This is a genomic window from Halocatena salina (assembly GCF_023115355.1).
GTDB lineage: Archaea > Halobacteriota > Halobacteria > Halobacteriales > Haloarculaceae > Halocatena > Halocatena salina.
Genome location: NZ_CP096019.1, coordinates 1,101,835 through 1,120,244, shown reverse-complemented (window position 1 = coordinate 1,120,244; position 18,410 = coordinate 1,101,835). Strand labels below are relative to the sequence as shown.

Genomic DNA, 18,410 nt, shown 5'->3' with positions numbered 1-18,410 from the left:
TTCAGAAATCGCTGTGACCCGGAGCTTTTCCGAGTGACCGAAGGACTCCGCAGGTTCACTTGTAGCCGAGGGCCGACAACCGGTCGTCGATCACGTCGGATCCGAGCTGTGATGATTCTACAGGTTCCTCGGCGACGACCGATCGGCGTTCGTCCGCCTCCACGACGAGCCAGGGAACGTTCCGAAGTTCAGGGACATCCAAACCACGAGGATGACCGTATCCCCGAGCAGGGAGTGGACGAGTCCGTTCGCCAACGAGATTCCCGTGATCTGATGTCACTACCGACTTGCCGGAAAGCGTATCGAGCAGACCGCTCACTGCCTCGAGCGCAATATCGAGGTTCTCTCTGTACGCACGCCAGACCGCATCGATGTCGAGACGGCCGTGACCAAGACTGCCCCAAAGATGGCGTTCACGGTTCGAACCGTCTTCATCCTCCGTTGAGTTGAGAAGCCCTCTGTGTGTAAGCGTCTGTCCATGCTCGCCGATGAACGGATAGTGGGGTTGCATGAAGTGAATGATGAGGCGTTTGTTCGGATACGTCTCGTGAGCGTCTACGGCTGCATCCACGACTGTCGCAGGACGAACGGTCTGTAGCTCCGGATCCCAGCCGTTCTCAAGGAGGTTGATTACCTCGTGGAAAGTTCCCGCCGGAAGCTTCGGTGCGTGGGGGTTCGCCGTCACGTACACGACATCGTGATGGCTTTCACCGACGAAGTTCTCTTGGAGGAACTCCCAGCTTTCACTCCCGAGTGACCGTCGCCGTTCGAGACGCCCGTCCAAAATATTTTGTTCATTGAACATATCGAACCTACAGGCGTCGAGGATGACGAGATTGTCCCAGTCCTCCTCGATGACTCGAGTACCATCACTGTTGTCTCGGTAGCTGTGAACTCGAACGTTGATATCAACAGAAATTCGATATATCTCTCCAAGGAACCGTTCTGGGTTGTATAGTGCATCGACTAAATTATCAAATGTGTATCTTGATGTGCCACCCATTTAAGCGGGTGAACTCATTCAAATAGGGTAAGTATTACGTATTGATGTCGGCTAGTACGTCGGCGATAATTTCGGTGTGCCGAACGATCGATGTGACCGACGCTGATCCACCGTGAGTGACTGTGGAACGCCTCGTTCGTCTTCGATCGTTCATCGATTGGCTCCCTTCGTCCGTTCGAGTCCGACCATCGCCATTATTATCACAATTATTTCAGAATCGTAATAGACATTTTTATAGACGTATGATCCGACAGACAGACCGATGCCCACGTCGAACGCGGATCCCCTCGTCAGTGTTATCCTCACCACTTACGACCGACGGGAGTACTTACCTGAAGCGATCGAATCAGTAACCGATCAAACCTACGAGAAGATCGAACTCGTCGTCGTCGATGACCACTCACCTGAGTCACCCCAAGATATCGTCGACGACGCTTCTCAGGAATCGGTGCGTGACATCGTCTTCGTCCGTCACGAGGAGAACAAAGGGGCGAGCGCAGCGCGGAATACCGGAATCGAGGTCGCAGATGGTGAAATACTCGCGTTTCTCGATGATGATGAGCAATGGAAACCGACCAAGATCGAACGACAAGTCGACGTCTTACAGAACGAAGGTCCCGACGTCGGTGCCGTATACACCGGTATACAGATGTTCGATCCGAGCGGGTCTACGATCGCTGTTCGAGACGCAAAAGACGAAGGCGATCTGACGAAGAAATTTTTGTGTGGGTCCACTCCTCCGTTTCCCTCGATCGCTGTTCGACAGGAGATCGTTTCGGCTGCAGGCCCGTTCGACGAGGAGTTACCGTCGTGGAACGATCGAGAATGGCTGTTACGAGTGGCCCAGGAGTGTGAGTTCGGAGCTATCGACGCTCCGCTGGTCGTCAGTCAACGCGAAGACGGACGAAGCAAACTGAGCGGTAATTTCGCCGTCAAAAAGGAAACGTCCTATCCGAAAGTGATCGACACGTTTCTGCCGATCGCCGCGGAGTATGGATGGCTGTTCAAACAAAAGTCGTATGCTCATCTCACGTTCGATCTCGGCTACGCTGCCTTGATCAACGAACATTACGACGAAGCCCGCACCACGTTCGCTACCGCACTTGTTCGATGGCCATTCGTTCCGAAATTTTATCTCTATGCGTTCATCGCTATGACCGGGGATCGGGGATACAAACTCGCCCAACACCTCAAACGAGACGTTACGAACATCTATCACCGATGCCGGTCCACCCTAGCGTGACAGTCGAACCCTCTCGTTCGGCTATCGTTCTTCATACACCATCCAGATCGAACACACTTCTTTCTACAACCCTAATATCTCATACCCATCATCGAAGCGCTAACTTTTTTTCCGATACTTACGTAAACCCGATTCAAATGAGGTATCCGAGCAAATGAATGTCTGTTTCTTGATCAATCAACTTGCTCCTGGAGGTGCTCCGACACTGCTGCTTGATATCGTTCGCAACACTGACGCCTCGGATATCACGTACACGATCTGTTTTCTCGAAGGTGAAGACACGCTCGCACCGGAGTTCGAAGCGGCAGGGGCTGATGTGGTCGATTTCGATGCCGGCTTCAAATTCGACCCACGAGCCATCGCACGACTGGCTCGCTTTTTGCGCCATGAGAAGTTCGACATTGTCCATGCTCATCTTCCCTATTCACAAACGCTCGGACGTGTGTTCGGTCGCCTTGGGAACGTAGACCACATAATTACGACCCAACACAACGTTCCGAGCGAACGACATCCAATCACGAGAACGCTTGAACGGATCACGCGCCCGCTTGATGCCGCGACCATCGCTGTCGCGGGAGATATCGAACGGGACTTCACAGGGACGGTTCACCGGTATGAGGGGCAGTTGGACGGACAGTGGTGTACCATTTACAACGGGATCGACGTTACGGAGTTCCACGAACGAGTTCAACAAGCAGATCCGGACGAGTTTCGTGCTCGGAAAGGGATACACGGTGACCCGCTGTTTCTCACGGTGGGGCGATACGTTCCGGCAAAAGCACAAGAAGATCTCGTTCTGGCCATGAATCATCTCACAGAGGACTTCCCACAGGCCCATCTTCTGGTTGTGGGATGGGGAGAGATGGAATCTACGCTCCGGAAGACGGTGAAAGAGCACGATCTCTCGGATGCCGTTACGATAGTCGGTCGCGTTCCATCCGAGGACATCCCGGAATATTACGGTCTCGCTGATGTGTTCGTCTCTTCTTCGGTCCGAGAGGGACTTCCGATCGCTATCTTGGAGGCGATGGCAGCTAACCTTTCAATCGTGGCAACCGACATATCTGGTGTGAAGGAAGTGGTTGAACACGAACGGACGGGCGTATTGGTGCCGACACGGTCGCCCAACGAGCTATCTAATGCGATGAAACGGGTCGCTTCGACGGATGAACCGTTTGGAGACCGGGCATACAGCCGCGTATCGGAACAGTTCGATGTCCGTCAAACCACCCGATCGTACGTAACGCTCTATCGGGATCTTACCGACACACGTCGATAAACACCCACAGCGTCCGTTTCGACGTAATATATCTAAGATAGAATATTGAGGATAATAACACAAATGGATCGGTAATTTTTATATCTATGGGGAATAACCCTCGAAGTAACTAAGGGATTACAATGATAGCTAACGTTACTAAGAAGATTACAAACAGGTTCCCCTATCGAACAGAAGATGTTATCCACGGGATTAAACATCCTCATTCCATCGTTTCAGAGATAAATCAGCAGTACAACCACTGGCGTGCAGGACAACCGTACAACCCGAACGGTATCGACGTGTTCGAGGAGGACTGGGACAATCTCATCATTCTCGATGCGTGTCGATACGACGAATTCGTTCGCTGCTCCGATCTTCCCGGAGAAACGGAGAGCCGGATCTCTCGGGGAAGTACGAGTCCGGAGTTCGTTCGAGGGAATTTCGGTGGCAAGCAGCTTCATGATCTCGTCTACGTGACTGCCAACGACTGGTACGCAAAGACGAAAGACGATATCGATGCGGAGGTTCACGCGTTGGATTTCACCGACCGAGATCTCATGAACGGGCGTACCTCACACCCGGAGACGGTATCAGACGCTGCGCGTGAGGCTGCAGAAACGTATCCGAACAAACGCCTCATGGTGCACTACATGCAGCCACACTGGCCGTATCTCGGTCCCACCGGAGATAAATTTCGGCAGGGACCGTTTCACGAGGTCATGCGGACGACGGACGCAACACATACGGACGTCATGCAGGCCTACCGCGAGAATCTCGACATCGTTTTGGAGGAAGTTGAGTCACTATTAGACGATCTCCAAGGCAAAACGGTCGTGAGTGCCGATCACGGCGAACTACTCGGGGATCGAGAACGTCCGATACCGATCAAGACGTATCGTCATCCGGAGGGAGTGTACGTGGATGGGCTGGTGAAAGTTCCGTGGCACACCTACGAGTCGGGAGAGCGCAAGACGATCGTCGCCGAGAAGCCGGTTGACGACGAGGAAATAGACATCGAATCAGTCGAAGAGCATCTCAAGGATTTGGGATACCGAGTGTGAATTAACACATATGAGATCGATATTTTGCGCGTGAGTCTTACAACCCCGCGATCAAAAGGATCGGATTTATCTGAGAGGTCTACACTCTTACATACACGATGAGCACTCCTCCGAACATCGTCCTCGTGGTCATGGACACCGCCCGTTTCCGTGAAGTCGTAGCTCTTGACCGGTACATCGACCGGTCTGCTATACACCGGTTATCTGATGAAGGTAGTACGTACACTCGAACGTTCACTACCGCTCCGTGGACGCTACCGTCGCATGCGTCGTTGTTTACAGGAACGTATCCATCGAAACACGGGGCACATGCCGATCACAAACACCTCGATGAGTCGCTCGAGACGGTGGCAGAAACGTTCGCGGCGAACGGCTACGAGACAGTCGGGGTTTCGAACAACACGTGGATCAGCGAGGAGTTCGGATTCAGGCGGGGGTTCGATACGTTTCATAAAACGTGGCAGTATATTCAGACGGACACCGATCTCGGGGAAGTAGCTCGAACGACGAACGGACTCGAAATGTTCCCGGCGCTTGCCAGGCGGCTCATCGAGGGAAATCCTGTCGTAAACATTGCCAACGCCGTTTATGGCCGGTTCTTACGGAAACGACGGGACGATGGTGCCCGGCGAACGAACGAATGGGTCGAACGATGGCTCGGTGAACGACACGACCGACCGTTTTTCCTTTTCATCAACTATTTGGAACCACATCTGGAGTATCGTCCGCCGAAATCGATCGCAACACAGTTTCTTCCCGAGGAAATCTCCTATGCCGAGGCGATGGACATCTCCCAGAATGCCTGGGAGTATATCGCCGGACGTACCGACCATTCCGAGCAGCAGTTCGAGGCGCTTCGGGCGCTCTATTTCGCCGAAATTGCCTATTTGAACCGACGTATCGGAGATCTCAGAGAGTCGCTCGTCGACGCCGACGAGTGGGATGACACGATTTTCGTTCTCACTAGCGATCACGGAGAGAACATCGGTGAACACGATCTCATGGATCATCAGTACTGTTTGTACGATACGCTCCTCCACGTTCCGTTGATCATCGCTGGCGGAAGCTTCGATGGCGGTGGTGAGATCGATGAACTGGTACAGACCACTGACATCCCCCCCACACTACTCGATGCGGCAGGTATCGACGCCGACGAAGTCCGAAGCCAGTTCCAAGGGCGCTCGTTCCATCCGGATGCAGAGACGAGCGCACGCAAGCACGTCATTTCGGAGTATATGGCTCCACAGCCATCTATGGACGCTCTCGACGAGCAGCTCGATGGTCTTACCTCGACTGCTCGACAGTACGATCGATCTCTCAGGGCCATCCGGACGGAGCAGTACAAACTGATCCGTGGTTCCGACGGTTCTATGGAACTGTACGATATCGTGGACGATCCGAACGAATCCGTGGACGTTGCCAGCGACCGATCAGATCGGAGCAGACACCTCGAAAAGGAACTGGACCAGTGGCTCGACTCGTTCGAACACGCGAACGCCTCCGGTGCTGTATCGATGTCCGAACGAACGAAATCACGGCTCGAAGAACTCGGGTACATACAATGACTTCTGATATATCTGAGAAAAAGATATTACACGTTATCACGCGTTCGGACTGGGGTGGAGCACCGCGTATCGTGCAGTTGTTGGCAGACGAAACGGCTGCTACCACGGCTGTCGCCTGTGGTCCGGGAGGAAAGCTGATCGACCGACTTCGTTCCGTAGATGTACCGGTGTTCGAACAGCCCCACCTGAAACGAAGCATCGATCCGATAAGCGACGTGCGCGCGCTTTATCGCTTACGGCAACTCATTCGACGGGAGTCGTTCGATCTCGTTCACTGTCACAGTACGAAAGCGGGGGCACTTGGACGGATCGCTGCTGCGATGACTGGAACGCCGTCCATCTTTACCGTTCATGGATGGGGATTTTACAACACGGAATATGAGTGGCTCTCGTCGGGAGTTTCCTCCGGGGAGCGGGCGTTGGCGCGACTCACCGACGCGATCGTCTGCGTTTCGGAGAACGACCGGAACCGTGGACGAGAGAACGACATCCTCAGACACACGACTGATTCCGTGATTCATAACGGAATCGCTCCGGTCTCGTTTTCCGACGACCGTGCGACGATCGACGAAGAGATCGACCGAGACCCGGAAACGGTTATCATCGGTGCGATCGCCCGGCTTGCCCCCCAGAAAGATCCGATGGCGATACTGGAAACTGGTGCTCGCCTCCAACGCCGTGGGACCGACGTGACCGTCGTTATTATCGGTAGTGGATCACTCACAGCTGACTGTCGGGAATACATCGACGACCACGACGTCGACGCTCATCTGCTCGGATTCCATCAACACGCGCTCGAACTGCTCGCGGACATCGACGTGTTTCTCTTGCCCTCGCGGTTCGAGGGGTTTCCTCTTACCGTGTTGGAGTGTCTGCATCTCGGTGTTCCGATCGTGGCCTACGACGTCGGGGGGGTTTCGGAGTCGATCGTCGACGGCGAAACGGGCTTTCTCGTCGAGCCTGCTGATCTCGATCAGTTCGTCGAGCGCGTCGAGAAGCTGGTTTCTGACGATGGGTTGCGTGAAGAGATGGCTACCCGATCTCGCCGTCGTTCAAAACAGTTCACGGTGGACCGGATGGTACGCGACTACGAAGATGTTTATGCTGACGTGCTCGATTGCTCGGCGTCGCACCGCAAGCCCCACGAGCCGTTGACACGATCCGGATGAACGTCTTAGCCGTTTGTGACATGGATCCGTGAATGGTCATGTATGACCGTTAGAGTCAAACCCACGCTGGGTTTATTAGGTACAATATGAGCACAGAGCAGGGACAGGGACAGCGAACGATACGCTGTCTTGTTGCCAAGGTGGGATTAGACGGACACGATCGGGGTGCGCATGTGATCGCCCGAGCGTTCCGAGACGCCGGATTCGAGGTGATCTATTCGGGTTTACACAAGTCGCCGGACGAAATCGTTCAGGCCGCGGTGCAAGAGGATGTCGACGTTCTCGGGGTTTCGATCCTGTCGGGGGCCCACAATACGCTCGTGCCGAAGATCGTGGATGGGTTAGAGGAGTACAGCGCGTTGTCGGACATGCTCGTGATCGTGGGGGGTATCGTTCCCGAGGACGATCGTCCTGATCTCAAGGAACTCGGTGTTGCGGAGATCTTTGGGCCAGGCGCATCGATGGAGGAGACGATCCAGTTCGTCCGCGAGAACGCTCCCGAGCGATGAGTCTGGTTTCGGACCTGCTGGCGGGTGACCACCGGGCGCTCGCACGCACGATTACGACTATCGAGAATCGAGATCCCGGCTATCGGGATCTGGTAAGCGAACTGCACGAACATACCGGCACTGCGGACGTGATCGGTATTACTGGTAGTCCGGGCGCAGGGAAATCCACGCTCGTGGACAAGCTCACACGAGAGTACCGCGACCGCGATCTCACTGTCGGTGTACTCGCCATCGATCCGTCTTCGCCGTTCACTGGCGGGTCGGTGCTCGGCGATCGCATTCGGATGGGTTCGACCACGGGAGATATGGACGTGTTCGTCCGCTCGATGAGTGCTCGGGGACGACTCGGGGGGCTATCGACCGCCACAGCCGACGCCGTGAAAGCGCTCGATGCGTTCGGCAAGGACAAGATCATCATCGAAACCGTCGGTGCCGGACAGAACGAGATCGACATCGTGAAAACCGCCGATACGGTCGCCGTGCTCGTCCCCCCCGGAACGGGAGACGACATCCAGATGCTCAAAGCGGGTATCTTCGAAATCGGCGACGTGTTCGTCGTCAACAAGGCAGATCTTTCGGGAGCCGATCGTACCGTGAAAGAGCTCCGGGAGATGATCCGGACTCGCGAGGATTACACATCCGAACGGAACGGGACAACAGGGATCGATCGGGCGATCGATCGGACCGATACGGACTGGGAGCCACAGATCCTCGAAACGATCGCCAACGCCGGAGAGGGAGTCGAGGAACTCGTCTCTGTGCTCCAAGCGCACGCCGACCATCTCGTCGAATCGGGCAAACGAACCCAACGCGCCCGTCAGCGGTATGCCCAAGAGATCAGCACTCATCTCCGAGAGGACCTCCGACATCTCACTGCACAGGAGATCGACGCCCAGGGCGGTCTCGACGAGATCGTTGAGGCAGTCACCCGTCGGGAGACCGATCCCTACACGATCGTCGATGAACTGATCGCCCCGATCGAAGAGTGTATTCACCACCGCGCCGAACAGGAGCAAGCCGAGGGCGAACGCTGACCGATCCGAAGCGGTCGCTGCTCATCCGATGGAACGTGTGTTTCACCCACAGTTAAGCCGCCGACGGCCGTACGCCGGATATGGGACTTCGAAGGCTTCTTGCAGGAACTGTCGGCGGTCTCGGTCTTGTTGCCGCCACGAATCGGTTTTTGACCCAACAGGCGGATCAACTCCGAGCACCGCTCGGGCAATCGACCGAAGAGTACCGCTGGCGTGGATTCGACATCGCGTATACGGAGGCTGGATCGCCCGATGATCAAGACCTGTTGTTGTTGCACGGACTGAACGCCGCCGGATCAAGCGCGGAGTTCGCTGCCGTGTTCGATAGTTTGGCGACGGAGTACCACGTCATCGCGCCGGATCTGCCGGGCTTTGGGCTGTCCGACCGCCCGCCGCTGTTGTATTCCCCGTCGCTGTACGTGACGTTCATCACCGATTTCATCCGCGATATGACCGACGAACCGCGCGTGGTCGGTTCGTCGGTCACCGGTGCGTACGCGACGATGGCGGCCGAGACGGAAGCCGTTTCGTCACTCGTGCTCGTCTGTCCGACCACCACGACAATGCCCGGCAATCGGACGTGGCTGCGGTCGGTGTTGCGATCCCCGGTGTTCGGTGAGGGACTGTTCAATCTGATGACGAGCAAATCCGCACTACGGCATTTCGCCACCGATCACGGACTGTACGACCCCGCTAATGCCGACGCGGAGTACATCGAATACCGGTGGCAGACGACCCACCAACCCGGGGCACGCTTTGCACCTGCTTCTTTCTTCAGCGGAGCTCTTGATCCGGACGTAGAACTCGGAACAGCGCTGTCGGAACTGGACGTTCCCGTGCGGCTCGTGTGGGGTCGGAACGCTACGACGACGCCGCTCACGACCGGGCAGTCGCTTTCGTCACACGCCGACGCCGAGCTTGCCGTGTTTGATGAAGCGATGTTGCTTCCACACGTCGAACATCCTCAAGGATTCACCGACGTCGTGGCCGATACGGAGGATGCAGACGACTACCTCGTCGACTAACCGTCATCAAGCCTGTTCAGTAACAGCCACAACGAGATCTCAATGATACACCGCGGTATGTCCGCGCGTTTCGACGAGTTCCGCGTCGACTTTCGAGGCGAGTTCGACAGCCAAATCGTCGGTCGTCGTTCCTCCTCGTGACGACCGGAGGAACTTCACCTTCACGAGCGTTCGCTCGGTGAGTTGGTCGCGCAGTTCGTCCACAACGGAATCGATTCCTCTTTTCCCGACTCGGACCGTCGCGTCGATCTCGTGGGCACGCTCGCGCAGCTCGTCACTCATACTGGATCGTTCGCCCGGTAGCACAGTCAAACTGACGATCCGACGTACCCGAGTTCTATCGTCCCTGTGCTACGTCTATGAGCCCTTCCGTGAGCGGTTCCGCTACTCACACAAAAAAGTTGGAAAGTTGGCACCACCAGCGCGCGGAGGCGGAAGCGGAGCAGGCAGGTCACTCACCGCGAGCGCAAGCGAGCGGCTTTTTTGCCATCTTTTTTACGCTCGGGTGCGATCCGCGCATCCTCGCGTAAAAAAGTGGGTAGTCATAATCCAAGCTCTCGTCCGAGCACCAGACGTTGGATCTCGCTCGTTCCTTCCCCGATTTCCATGAGTTTGGCGTCCCGGTAGAACCGTTGGGGAGCGAAGTCAGTCGTGTAGCCGTAGCCACCGAGAACTTGGACGGCGTCTTCAGCGACTTCGCGGCTGGTCTCGCTCGCATCGAGCTTTGCCAGCGCCGAGAGCCGCGTCACGTCCTCACCCTCGTCGTACATCGTTGCAGCCTTGTGGGTCAACAGCCGCGAACGCTCGATCTTCCGGTCCATGCTGACGATCATGTCCCGAACGGCGTCGAACTTCGAGATCGGCGATCCGAACTGTTCGCGTTCGGTCGCGTACTCACGAGCCGCTTCGAACGCGCCTTGTGCGAGTCCCGTCGAGAGTGCCGCGATCGAAATCCGCCCACCATCGAGGGTCTTTTTGGTCTGTTCCCAGCCCTCGCCTTCCGCCCCAAGCAGTCGATCTTCGGGAAGCCGACAGTCAGTGAACGTGATCTCACACGTCGGTGAGGCGTTGAGTCCCATCTTATCCCAGAGAGTGGTCACCTCGAACCCATCGTCTTCCTGTGGATCGACGATGAACGTCGAGATGCCGTCGTACCCCGCATCCGGATCGGTAACGGCCTTGACGAGAATGGAGCCGGCCTCGCTGGCGTTCGTGATGAACTGCTTTGTGCCGTTGAGCACGTACTCATTGCCGTCCTTTTCGGCGATCGTCGCCATGTCGCTCGCGTCGCTACCGCTTCCGGGTTCGGTCAACGCCCACGAACCGATGTACTCACCCTCTGCGAGCGGTCGGAGCCAGCGCTCTTTTTGTTCTGACGTCCCGAACAGCTCGATCGGTTTCGATGCGAGGCTGATGTGGGCCGCATACGACAAGCCGACCGATCCCGAAACACGCCCCAACTCCTCGGTAACCAACGCATACATGAGCTGGTCGCCACTCAGACCACCGTGTTCCTCTTCGATCGGAACGCCCATCATATCTAACTCTGCCAACGCGTCGAAGATTTCCGAGGGATACCGGTGTTCCTCTTCGATCTCTTGGGCGATCGGGGCGATTTCCTGGTCACAGAACTCCCGAACCGTCTCACGGATCATCCGATGCTCCTCGGGCAGATCGAACTCCATACTCATGATGAGTGAGGGGTTGTATAAAAACTACGGCAAATCTTTGTGTGGACGATATGGTTAAGTTGTGTGGCGAAACATGCCTGCAAAACTAACATATATTTGATAATCGGCAACACTCATACGGCCTGCCCGCGATCGTTCAGATGAATGGTGATTCGTCGGCTCATCAGGGGCTCGATCGAGTGGGATCGACTGGAAAGTGTCATGCTTGAGGTCGCCCACCGGTACGAAGAGGAGACCCTCCGCATCGAGTTCCTGGAGGCTGACAACTGGTTATCGGTTCCTTGTGCTGTAAACGATCGGTGGTTTGTCAAGGTTATTTCTAATCAACACGCACTGGTCCACACGTTCATCACCACTGGTCGGAACCTCGGTGCGCTGTCGAGCGGACGGATGGGATTTTTCGAGCACGTACAAACACCGGTTGAGATGGCCCGACAGGAGTTACGTGCGACCCGGACGATGCGCGACATCGGGATCAACGTTCCCGAGCCGATCGAGGCGTTCGAACACGACGGGCTGGGTGTGTTCGTGGTGGAGTATCTCAACGAGTTTCGAACGTTGAGCGATCTTACTGACGACGCAGTTGAGGAGTTCGTCCCGGATCTGTTCGCGTCGCTTGCACGGGTGCACGACGTCGGTCTCGCTCATGGAGATCTCCGGGCTGCGAACGTGCTCATTTCGGATGGAGAACTGTATCTCATTGACGCCACGAACGTCCGAAACGGAGCGGTCAGTGCTGCGCGCGCGTATGATCTCGCGTGTGCACTCGCGGCGCTCGAACCACACGTTGGCGCGCGCGTCGCCGTCGATGCCGCCTTTCAGCAGTACACGGCCGCCGATCTTCTCGCCGCGCGTGACTTCCTTGATTTCGTCAACATGCGTCCGGACCATCACTTCGATGCTGCCGGAACCAAAGGTGAAATCGAAAAGTACGCCGCACAGTCCGACACCGAATCGTGAGCACTGGACAGCCGCGCGATTGATTAGGGTCTAGTCCTGAACGTACGTATGGAACGGGCGGTGTTGCGAGACGATATGGTCGCCAGCCTCGAACACGATACCAAAGGCTGGATCGAAACCGAGTCGGTCAGTCTCGCTATGCGGACAGTCCCGCGCCACGAATTCGTCCCACCAGTGCACCGAGAGCGCGCGTACACCGACCGCTCGTTCGAACGGTTCGGGTCACGCGTGCTCGCGCCGAGCACTGCTGCACGCCTTATCGAAGCGCTCACCCTCCCCGCTGATGGGTCCGTGCTCGTCGTCGGTGTCGGTGTTGGCTACACCGCAGCCGTCATTGCGGAGATAGTTGGCACACACAACGTTCACGCGATCGATATCACTCGACGGCTGGTGACCGACGCCCGGCGCAACCTCGCCGCAGCCGACTACGACGGTGTTCTCGTCGACTGCCACGACGGCAGCGAGGGACTGGTGGAGTATGCACCGTACGACCGAATCTTGGTCGAGGCCGCTGCGGTCAATCCGCCTGCTGCGCTCGTTCGTCAACTCTCTTCCGAGGGGCGATTGCTCATCCCACTCGGAACGAATCCACAGACGTTGACGCTAGTCGCCCCGAACGGCGAGCGAACTGCCGAATTCGGACGGGTCGCGTTCGATCCCCTGTTGATCGATGGTGAACAGGGTGACACGATCGAGCGCAACCGGACGCTTCGAGAAGATCGGGAGTTCGCCGCGCGAGAAAGCACCGGTCGATCCGGTTGGGAACACGACTGGATCGATTGGACACAGCAGACACACGACTACCAGCATCGATAACGAGCGGACTACTGTCTCTGGAGTATGAATACGAATGAGTAAGGCGGACGACGGGATTGCCCGGCGTTCCGGGACGGGGAATGCTGCTCCCCTCCTCCACCCCGCGACCCGTCGAGCGACAGGTGTCCGTGGTTCCGCTGCTCGCTTCCGCGCCTGACGGACTGACCACGATCAACCACGCCAAAACGCCCCTGCAGGCGTCTGGTCGTGGACCGCTGCCCCCGACGGACGAGGCTTCTCAGTTGGTTTGCAGGGCCCGCACCGGTTGGCCGGACGCACCCGGATTCGGCCCTCACTAAAGACCATTTTGTGAGTTTCGAGCAGGGCCTAACTGCCCGGCCTAGTCCATTCTCTTGGTAACCGGGACCGACATAAACGCCTTTCGGTACTGCGATTCGAGGGTTGTCAAGATGAATGGGTGTGAGTAATTCACATTCTATGGGTATGCATTTGTGAGTACCGTCAGTACTCGATCTCGATGGACGATCGAAAGCACGTTCAGCGTGCGTACGACGAGATCACGGAGAGCTACGCCGAGTACCGAACTGCTGGTGGGAACGAACGGGAGCGATTGGAGGGTTTTCTCGATCGGCTCTCAGAGACAGCCCGCGTTCTCGACGCAGGGTGTGGTCACGGCGCGCCGATACTCGCTCGACTTGCCAGTGAGACCGAAGCGATCGGCGTGGAGTTCTCCCGTGGACAGGTGGAATCGGCGACGGAGAACGCGCCCACAGCGTCCCTCCTACAGGGAGATATGATTTCGCTTCCGGTTCGTGATGGAACGGTCGATGCGGTGACGGCGTTCCACTCGTTGATCCACGTACCCCTTGATCACCACCAGCGCGTGTTAGATGAGTTCGCCCGCGTTCTCCGACCGGCGGGCTACCTGCTTTTCACTGAAGGCACAGAGGCTTGGCAGGGTGAGAACCCAGACTGGCTCGACAGCGGCGTAGAAATGCAGTGGGAGATCGCCGGACCGACCGCAACTGAACGGCAGTTACGGGCTGCGGGCTTTTCCGTGCTGGACAAGTGGACCGTCGAAAGCGGCTTAACAGATGATGAAGCAATGTTCACGCTGTTTCTCGCGCGGTTGGCTACCGACAGCACGTGATCCCGACCGCAATCGAAAACAAGCTCGAAATTTCGCTTACTGGTAATCCACTTCGCCTTCGCCTTCGCCGATCCACGCCCCACGATCCGGTTCGCGGGAGGCAAGCGGATCGATGTCCTTGTACCATGGGACGTTTTTCAGCTGTTCTTTGTTGTAGGCGAACTCGTCTTTGGTGTCCGCCGTAAACTCGAAGTTCTGCGTGAGTAGGATGGCGTCGACGGGACACACTTCCTCACAGAGCCGACAGTAGATACACTGTCCGATGTGGAGGTTGTACTGTTCGCCGTTGCGCTGTTCGTCCGTTACGATCTGTATCGTATCGTTCGGGCAGACGTTTTCACACTGACGACACCAGATACAGCGCTCCTGGCTGAACTTGTGGACGCCGCGAAACCGGGGGCTGACCTCGGGCGGATCGTCCGGGTATTCGACGGTGAACGTCGAGCCGTCAAGCGCGTGTTTCATGGTCGTCGCCATGCCCTTGAGTAGTCCGATCATGGTTTTATGGTGTGTTAGAGTGGGAAGCGTTTGAGTCCACCGTCCCGTCGGGTTACACGATCACTCCGACGATGATGGCGGTGAGCAGGAGATTGACGAAACTCAATTCGAGCAGTCCTTTCCAGCCGATTTCGATGAGCTGGTCGATCCGAACGCGGGGCAACGCCGAGCGCGCCCACTGGGTGAACAGGAAGAACGCCCAGATCTTGATGGTGAACCAGACGAAGCCCGGCAACACCGGTCCAGCTGGCCCACCGAGGAACACCGTCGCAAGGATCGCTCCACCGAGGAAGATGTGGATGAACTCACCGAGATACATCAACACGAAGTAGACGCTCGAGTACTCCGTCTGATAGCCGGCGACGATTTCAGTAGGTGCTTCCGGTACGTCGAACGGATTCCGGCCGACTTCTGCCATGTTTGCGACGATGAACAACACGAACGCGAAGGGATTCACGAACGCGTACCACGAGGGGATCGAGACCCCAGCGATCGTGATCAACGTCTCGGCCTGTGCGCCGACGATCTGGCTGGTCTGGAGCGTCCCGGTGAACAGCACGACGGACATCGCCGTGATGACCAACGGGATTTCGTATGCGACGTTCTGGGCGACCGCTCGCAGTCCGCCGAGCATCGAATACTTGTTGTTCGACGCGTAGCCGGCCATCACGAGCGCGACGCTGGCGATCGACGCGACGGCAAACAGAAAGGCGAGTCCGACCTCCGGATCAGCGAGCTGAATGCCGTTTCCCATCGGCACCACGGCAAAGCCGAGCAACGCCGAGGCGACCAACAGGAGCGGTGCGAGATCGAACGCCGGTCGGTCGGCTCCATCGGGAATGATGAGTTCCTTCGAGAGCATCCGTACGGCGTCGGCGATGATGATCAACAGTCCGAACGGACCGACGCGGTTGACGGCGATCCGGTCGGTGAACGCGGCGGTTATCTTCCGCTTGGCCCATGGACCGGCAACCGCCGTGTTGAGCAGAACGAACGTCCCGACGAATGCCGCACCAACCAACGAAAGCAGAAAGTCCTCAAGCGGGCCGAGCGAACCGAGTCCCAGTGTGCTCCCGAGGGTGTCTGTGATGCTCATCGGTCCACCTCACCGAGCACGATGTCCAAGCTTCCAAGCGCCGCGACCAGGTCGGGAACGTACTCGCCTTCGGCCATCTCGGGGAGTGCTTGCAGGTTCGAAAAGCACGGGCTGCGGATTTTGAACCGCGCGGGGGTGTCGGTGCCATCACTGCGGATGTAGATGCCGAGCTCGCCTTTCGCACCTTCGACAGCGCGGTAGATTTCGGTGTCTGGGTCGGGCTTGAGCGTCCGGGGAACGTTGCTCTGGATTTGGCGGTCGTCTTCGGGCCACTCTTCGAGGAGATTGACACACTGATCGATGATCTTCGCGCTCTCTTCGACTTCTCGGAGGCGAACCAACACGCGCGCGTAGTTATCACAGCCGTCTTCGGTGACGACGTCCCAATCGAGGCGGTCGTAGTAACCGTACGGATCGTCACGCCGGAGATCGTAATCAATCCCCGATCCTCGTGCGACCGGGCCGGTACAGCCGTACTGTTTGGCCACCTCCGGTTCGAGGACCCCCGTGTCCACACACCGAAGCTGTAACACTTCGTTACCGGAAACGAGATTGTGGTATTCTTCGAGTCTGGCGGGCAGTTCGTCGAGAAAGTCCCGGGTTTTCTCGAAGAACTCCTCACGGGGTTCGGGCAAGTCCCACGCCACGCCACCGAGCCGGAAGTAGTTGAACATCATCCGCTGGCCGGTGAGATCCTCAAGGATGTTCTGTACGACTTCCCGATCTCGGAATGCATACATGAAGATCGCCGAGAAATCCCCGTACACGTCGATAGCGAACGTGCCGAGCGCAAGCAGATGGGACGCGATCCGACACAGCTCCGCGCTCATCGTTCGGATGATCTGGGCGTACTCGGGCACGTCGAGGTCGGCGAGATCCTCGGCGGCACGGGCATACGCCCACTCGTTCAGGAGCCCAGCCGAGATGTAGTCCCACCGGTCGGGGTACGGCATGATCTGATGCCGATAGGTCCCCTGCTGGCATATCTGTTCTTCACACCGGTGGAGATAACCGATGTCGGATTCGACATCGGCGACTTGCTCGCCGTTGAGCGTCGTTTTGAGGTGGAGCACGCCGTGGGTCGCAGGATGGTGGGGACCGATGTTGATGAACATCGTGTCCGTCTCACCGCGATGATCTTCTTCTAACGGGTTAGCGTGCTCGGTCAGCGGCACGACCTGCTGTCGTTCTTGATCGTAGTTTAGGCTCAGTGGATGGCCCTGCCACGTTTCCGGCAGCAGAATCCGGCGAAGATCCGGATGGTCAGTGTACTCGACGCCGACCAGATCGTACGCCTCCCGTTCGTGCCAGTCGGCCGTCCGATAAACTCCTGCTCCGCTCTGACTTTTCGGCTCGTGGACGCTCGTCGGTACCACGACGCCGACCTCTTGGGTCGGATCGTCGTATTTCTTCAAATGATAGATGCTCTCATAGCGGTCCTCGTACTGCTGTGCCGTGACACACGAGCAGTGGTCGAACCCCGCCTGCTTTCGTAACACCGAGAGCGCGTCGACGACACGGTCCGGACGAACGACGAAGGCCTCCGCGTTGAGGTGTGCTTCGCGGTCGATGACCATTTCACCCAACAGCGATTCGAGTGCGTCGTAATCGAGACCGGTCTCGGTGACACCGACATCGGTGTGAGTGCTCGGTTCAGGTGCTTCCAAACTCATGGTGACTCAGCCCAGTTGTACCGCATGACGAGATCGTCCTCGTCGATCTGATCGGCTAGATGCTGTACGAGTTCGTCATCTTCGAGATCACCGAACTGTTCGAGTTCGTACGGTTTGACCGTCACTGGGGCTGTCTCACCGTTTGCGATCCGCTCTTGAAGCTTGACAATGCCGTAAATCAACGCCTCGGGCCGTGGTGGACAGCCCGGGACGTGAATGTCACACGGGATGACCTCTTCGGCACCCTTGATGACGTTGTACCCTTCCTGGAACGGTCCACCGGAACAGGTACACGATCCCATGCTAACGACGAATTTCGGCTCGGGCATCTGGTCGTACACCCGCTTCATCCGTGGGGCGAACTTCGAGACGATGGTCCCGGGAACGATGATTACGTCCGCCTGCCGGGGTGATGCACGAGGAACACCGGAGCCGAACCGATCGAGATCGTGCTTGACGGCGTAGGTGTGCATCATCTCGATGCTGCAACACGCGATACCGAACTGTAGCATGAACATCGAGGAGCCCCGAACCCAGTTCATGAAGCTGTCGAACTTCGTGAGGATGAAGGGCGACGAACCGAACGCTTCGCGGAGCTTCGAGTTGAATCGGTTATCGACCCCCTCGCCCATACGGGCCTCCTGTGTGGTCTGTGCGCCTGTCGTGTCTTGATTGTGGCTACTCATGGCTCCTGG

At 57.2% G+C, this 18,410-nt stretch carries 18 protein-coding genes and 1 other RNA gene; 11 read left to right on the top strand and 8 right to left on the bottom strand.

What is annotated here, in order from left to right; translation table 11 throughout:
• Positions 1-55: 55 nt before the first annotated feature.
• Positions 56-805, bottom strand: coding sequence for a hypothetical protein (locus MW046_RS05705; RefSeq protein WP_247994594.1), 750 nt, complete (start codon positions 803-805; stop codon positions 56-58).
• A gap of 460 nt (positions 806-1,265) precedes the next feature.
• Here MW046_RS05705 and MW046_RS05700 point away from each other — a divergent pair, with 460 nt between their 5' ends.
• The 8 genes from MW046_RS05700 to MW046_RS05665 all read left to right on the top strand — a co-directional run bounded on the left by MW046_RS05700 (position 1,266) and on the right by MW046_RS05665 (position 9,870).
• A complete protein-coding gene (locus MW046_RS05700) occupies positions 1,266-2,246 on the top strand; it encodes a glycosyltransferase family 2 protein (RefSeq protein WP_247994593.1) in 981 nt (326 codons plus the stop codon).
• 154 nt (positions 2,247-2,400) lie between these two features.
• Complete coding sequence (locus tag MW046_RS05695) at positions 2,401-3,525, top strand: glycosyltransferase (protein ID WP_247994592.1); 1,125 nt, start codon at positions 2,401-2,403, stop codon at positions 3,523-3,525.
• Between the two features lie 122 nt (positions 3,526-3,647).
• Positions 3,648-4,568, top strand: coding sequence for an alkaline phosphatase family protein (locus tag MW046_RS05690; protein ID WP_247994591.1), 921 nt, complete (start codon positions 3,648-3,650; stop codon positions 4,566-4,568).
• Between the two features lie 98 nt (positions 4,569-4,666).
• Positions 4,667-6,133 carry a sulfatase gene (locus MW046_RS05685; RefSeq protein ID WP_247994590.1) on the top strand — a complete coding sequence of 489 codons (1,467 nt, stop codon included), beginning with the start codon at positions 4,667-4,669 and terminating at the stop codon, positions 6,131-6,133.
• A complete protein-coding gene (locus MW046_RS05680) occupies positions 6,130-7,302 on the top strand; it encodes a glycosyltransferase family 4 protein (protein ID WP_282190226.1) in 1,173 nt (390 codons plus the stop codon). Before MW046_RS05685 ends, MW046_RS05680 begins: the two co-directional genes overlap by 4 nt.
• An 86-nt stretch (positions 7,303-7,388) precedes the next feature.
• Complete coding sequence (locus tag MW046_RS05675) at positions 7,389-7,811, top strand: cobalamin B12-binding domain-containing protein (protein WP_247994588.1); 423 nt, start codon at positions 7,389-7,391, stop codon at positions 7,809-7,811.
• Positions 7,808-8,845 (top strand): methylmalonyl Co-A mutase-associated GTPase MeaB, encoded by a 1,038-nt coding sequence (gene meaB / locus MW046_RS05670; RefSeq protein WP_247994587.1) that lies wholly within the window; start codon positions 7,808-7,810, stop codon positions 8,843-8,845. Before MW046_RS05675 ends, meaB begins: the two co-directional genes overlap by 4 nt.
• An 80-nt stretch (positions 8,846-8,925) precedes the next feature.
• The gene (locus MW046_RS05665; RefSeq protein WP_247994586.1) at positions 8,926-9,870 is read left to right on the top strand and encodes an alpha/beta fold hydrolase; all 945 of its coding nucleotides are present in this window, start codon (positions 8,926-8,928) and stop codon (positions 9,868-9,870) included.
• A gap of 39 nt (positions 9,871-9,909) precedes the next feature.
• Here MW046_RS05665 and MW046_RS05660 read toward each other — a convergent pair whose 3' ends face one another.
• Together MW046_RS05660 and MW046_RS05655 are read right to left on the bottom strand one after the other, a co-directional pair.
• Complete coding sequence (locus tag MW046_RS05660; RefSeq protein ID WP_247994585.1) at positions 9,910-10,152, bottom strand: YhbY family RNA-binding protein; 243 nt, start codon at positions 10,150-10,152, stop codon at positions 9,910-9,912.
• A gap of 260 nt (positions 10,153-10,412) precedes the next feature.
• A complete protein-coding gene (locus MW046_RS05655; protein WP_247994584.1) occupies positions 10,413-11,555 on the bottom strand; it encodes an acyl-CoA dehydrogenase family protein in 1,143 nt (380 codons plus the stop codon).
• A 150-nt stretch (positions 11,556-11,705) separates the two neighbouring features.
• Here MW046_RS05655 and MW046_RS05650 point away from each other — a divergent pair, with 150 nt between their 5' ends.
• On the top strand, positions 11,706-12,521 hold the full coding sequence (locus MW046_RS05650; protein WP_247994583.1) for an RIO1 family regulatory kinase/ATPase domain-containing protein: 816 nt from the start codon (positions 11,706-11,708) through the stop codon (positions 12,519-12,521).
• Between the two features lie 48 nt (positions 12,522-12,569).
• A complete protein-coding gene (locus MW046_RS05645; RefSeq protein WP_247994582.1) occupies positions 12,570-13,337 on the top strand; it encodes a protein-L-isoaspartate O-methyltransferase family protein in 768 nt (255 codons plus the stop codon).
• Positions 13,338-13,378: 41 nt separating this feature from the next.
• Here the strand turns inward: MW046_RS05645 and ffs are convergent.
• Positions 13,379-13,688: signal recognition particle sRNA (ffs, locus tag MW046_RS05640), an RNA gene on the bottom strand.
• A 127-nt stretch (positions 13,689-13,815) separates the two neighbouring features.
• On the opposite strand from ffs, the gene MW046_RS05635 reads away from it, so the two are divergent.
• Positions 13,816-14,448 (top strand): class I SAM-dependent methyltransferase, encoded by a 633-nt coding sequence (locus MW046_RS05635; protein WP_247994581.1) that lies wholly within the window; start codon positions 13,816-13,818, stop codon positions 14,446-14,448.
• A 36-nt stretch (positions 14,449-14,484) separates the two neighbouring features.
• Here MW046_RS05635 and MW046_RS05630 read toward each other — a convergent pair whose 3' ends face one another.
• From MW046_RS05630 to MW046_RS05615, 4 genes are read right to left on the bottom strand one after another with little or no spacing between them, the layout of a single operon-like run.
• On the bottom strand, positions 14,485-14,946 hold the full coding sequence (locus MW046_RS05630; protein ID WP_247994580.1) for a NuoI/complex I 23 kDa subunit family protein: 462 nt from the start codon (positions 14,944-14,946) through the stop codon (positions 14,485-14,487).
• Between the two features lie 52 nt (positions 14,947-14,998).
• Positions 14,999-16,042, bottom strand: coding sequence for a complex I subunit 1/NuoH family protein (locus tag MW046_RS05625; protein ID WP_247994579.1), 1,044 nt, complete (start codon positions 16,040-16,042; stop codon positions 14,999-15,001).
• On the bottom strand, positions 16,039-17,715 hold the full coding sequence (locus MW046_RS05620) for an NADH-quinone oxidoreductase subunit D (RefSeq protein ID WP_247994578.1): 1,677 nt from the start codon (positions 17,713-17,715) through the stop codon (positions 16,039-16,041). Before MW046_RS05620 ends, MW046_RS05625 begins: the two co-directional genes overlap by 4 nt.
• Positions 17,712-18,401 carry an NADH-quinone oxidoreductase subunit B gene (locus tag MW046_RS05615; protein WP_247994577.1) on the bottom strand — a complete coding sequence of 230 codons (690 nt, stop codon included), beginning with the start codon at positions 18,399-18,401 and terminating at the stop codon, positions 17,712-17,714. Before MW046_RS05615 ends, MW046_RS05620 begins: the two co-directional genes overlap by 4 nt.
• Positions 18,402-18,410: the final 9 nt, after the last annotated feature.

Excerpts from the sequence above, each read along its gene's own strand:
- MW046_RS05685 (WP_247994590.1), top strand. The coding sequence starts at position 4,667 with ATGAGCACTCCTCCGAACATCGTCCTCGTGGTCATGGACACCGCCCGT.
- MW046_RS05655 (WP_247994584.1), bottom strand. The coding sequence starts at position 11,555 with ATGGAGTTCGATCTGCCCGAGGAGCATCGGATGATCCGTGAGACGGTT.
- MW046_RS05675 (WP_247994588.1), top strand. The coding sequence starts at position 7,389 with ATGAGCACAGAGCAGGGACAGGGACAGCGAACGATACGCTGTCTTGTT.
- MW046_RS05680 (WP_282190226.1), top strand. The coding sequence starts at position 6,130 with ATGACTTCTGATATATCTGAGAAAAAGATATTACACGTTATCACGCGT.
- MW046_RS05700 (WP_247994593.1), top strand. The coding sequence starts at position 1,266 with ATGCCCACGTCGAACGCGGATCCCCTCGTCAGTGTTATCCTCACCACT.
- MW046_RS05645 (WP_247994582.1), top strand. The coding sequence starts at position 12,570 with ATGGAACGGGCGGTGTTGCGAGACGATATGGTCGCCAGCCTCGAACAC.
- MW046_RS05630 (WP_247994580.1), bottom strand. The coding sequence starts at position 14,946 with ATGATCGGACTACTCAAGGGCATGGCGACGACCATGAAACACGCGCTT.
- MW046_RS05625 (WP_247994579.1), bottom strand. The coding sequence starts at position 16,042 with ATGAGCATCACAGACACCCTCGGGAGCACACTGGGACTCGGTTCGCTC.
- MW046_RS05635 (WP_247994581.1), top strand. The coding sequence starts at position 13,816 with ATGGACGATCGAAAGCACGTTCAGCGTGCGTACGACGAGATCACGGAG.
- MW046_RS05650 (WP_247994583.1), top strand. The coding sequence starts at position 11,706 with ATGGTGATTCGTCGGCTCATCAGGGGCTCGATCGAGTGGGATCGACTG.
- MW046_RS05660 (WP_247994585.1), bottom strand. The coding sequence starts at position 10,152 with ATGAGTGACGAGCTGCGCGAGCGTGCCCACGAGATCGACGCGACGGTC.
- MW046_RS05690 (WP_247994591.1), top strand. The coding sequence starts at position 3,648 with ATGATAGCTAACGTTACTAAGAAGATTACAAACAGGTTCCCCTATCGA.
- meaB (WP_247994587.1), top strand. The coding sequence starts at position 7,808 with ATGAGTCTGGTTTCGGACCTGCTGGCGGGTGACCACCGGGCGCTCGCA.
- MW046_RS05695 (WP_247994592.1), top strand. The coding sequence starts at position 2,401 with ATGAATGTCTGTTTCTTGATCAATCAACTTGCTCCTGGAGGTGCTCCG.
- MW046_RS05705 (WP_247994594.1), bottom strand. The coding sequence starts at position 805 with ATGTTCAATGAACAAAATATTTTGGACGGGCGTCTCGAACGGCGACGG.
- MW046_RS05665 (WP_247994586.1), top strand. The coding sequence starts at position 8,926 with ATGGGACTTCGAAGGCTTCTTGCAGGAACTGTCGGCGGTCTCGGTCTT.
- MW046_RS05615 (WP_247994577.1), bottom strand. The coding sequence starts at position 18,401 with ATGAGTAGCCACAATCAAGACACGACAGGCGCACAGACCACACAGGAG.
- MW046_RS05620 (WP_247994578.1), bottom strand. The coding sequence starts at position 17,715 with ATGAGTTTGGAAGCACCTGAACCGAGCACTCACACCGATGTCGGTGTC.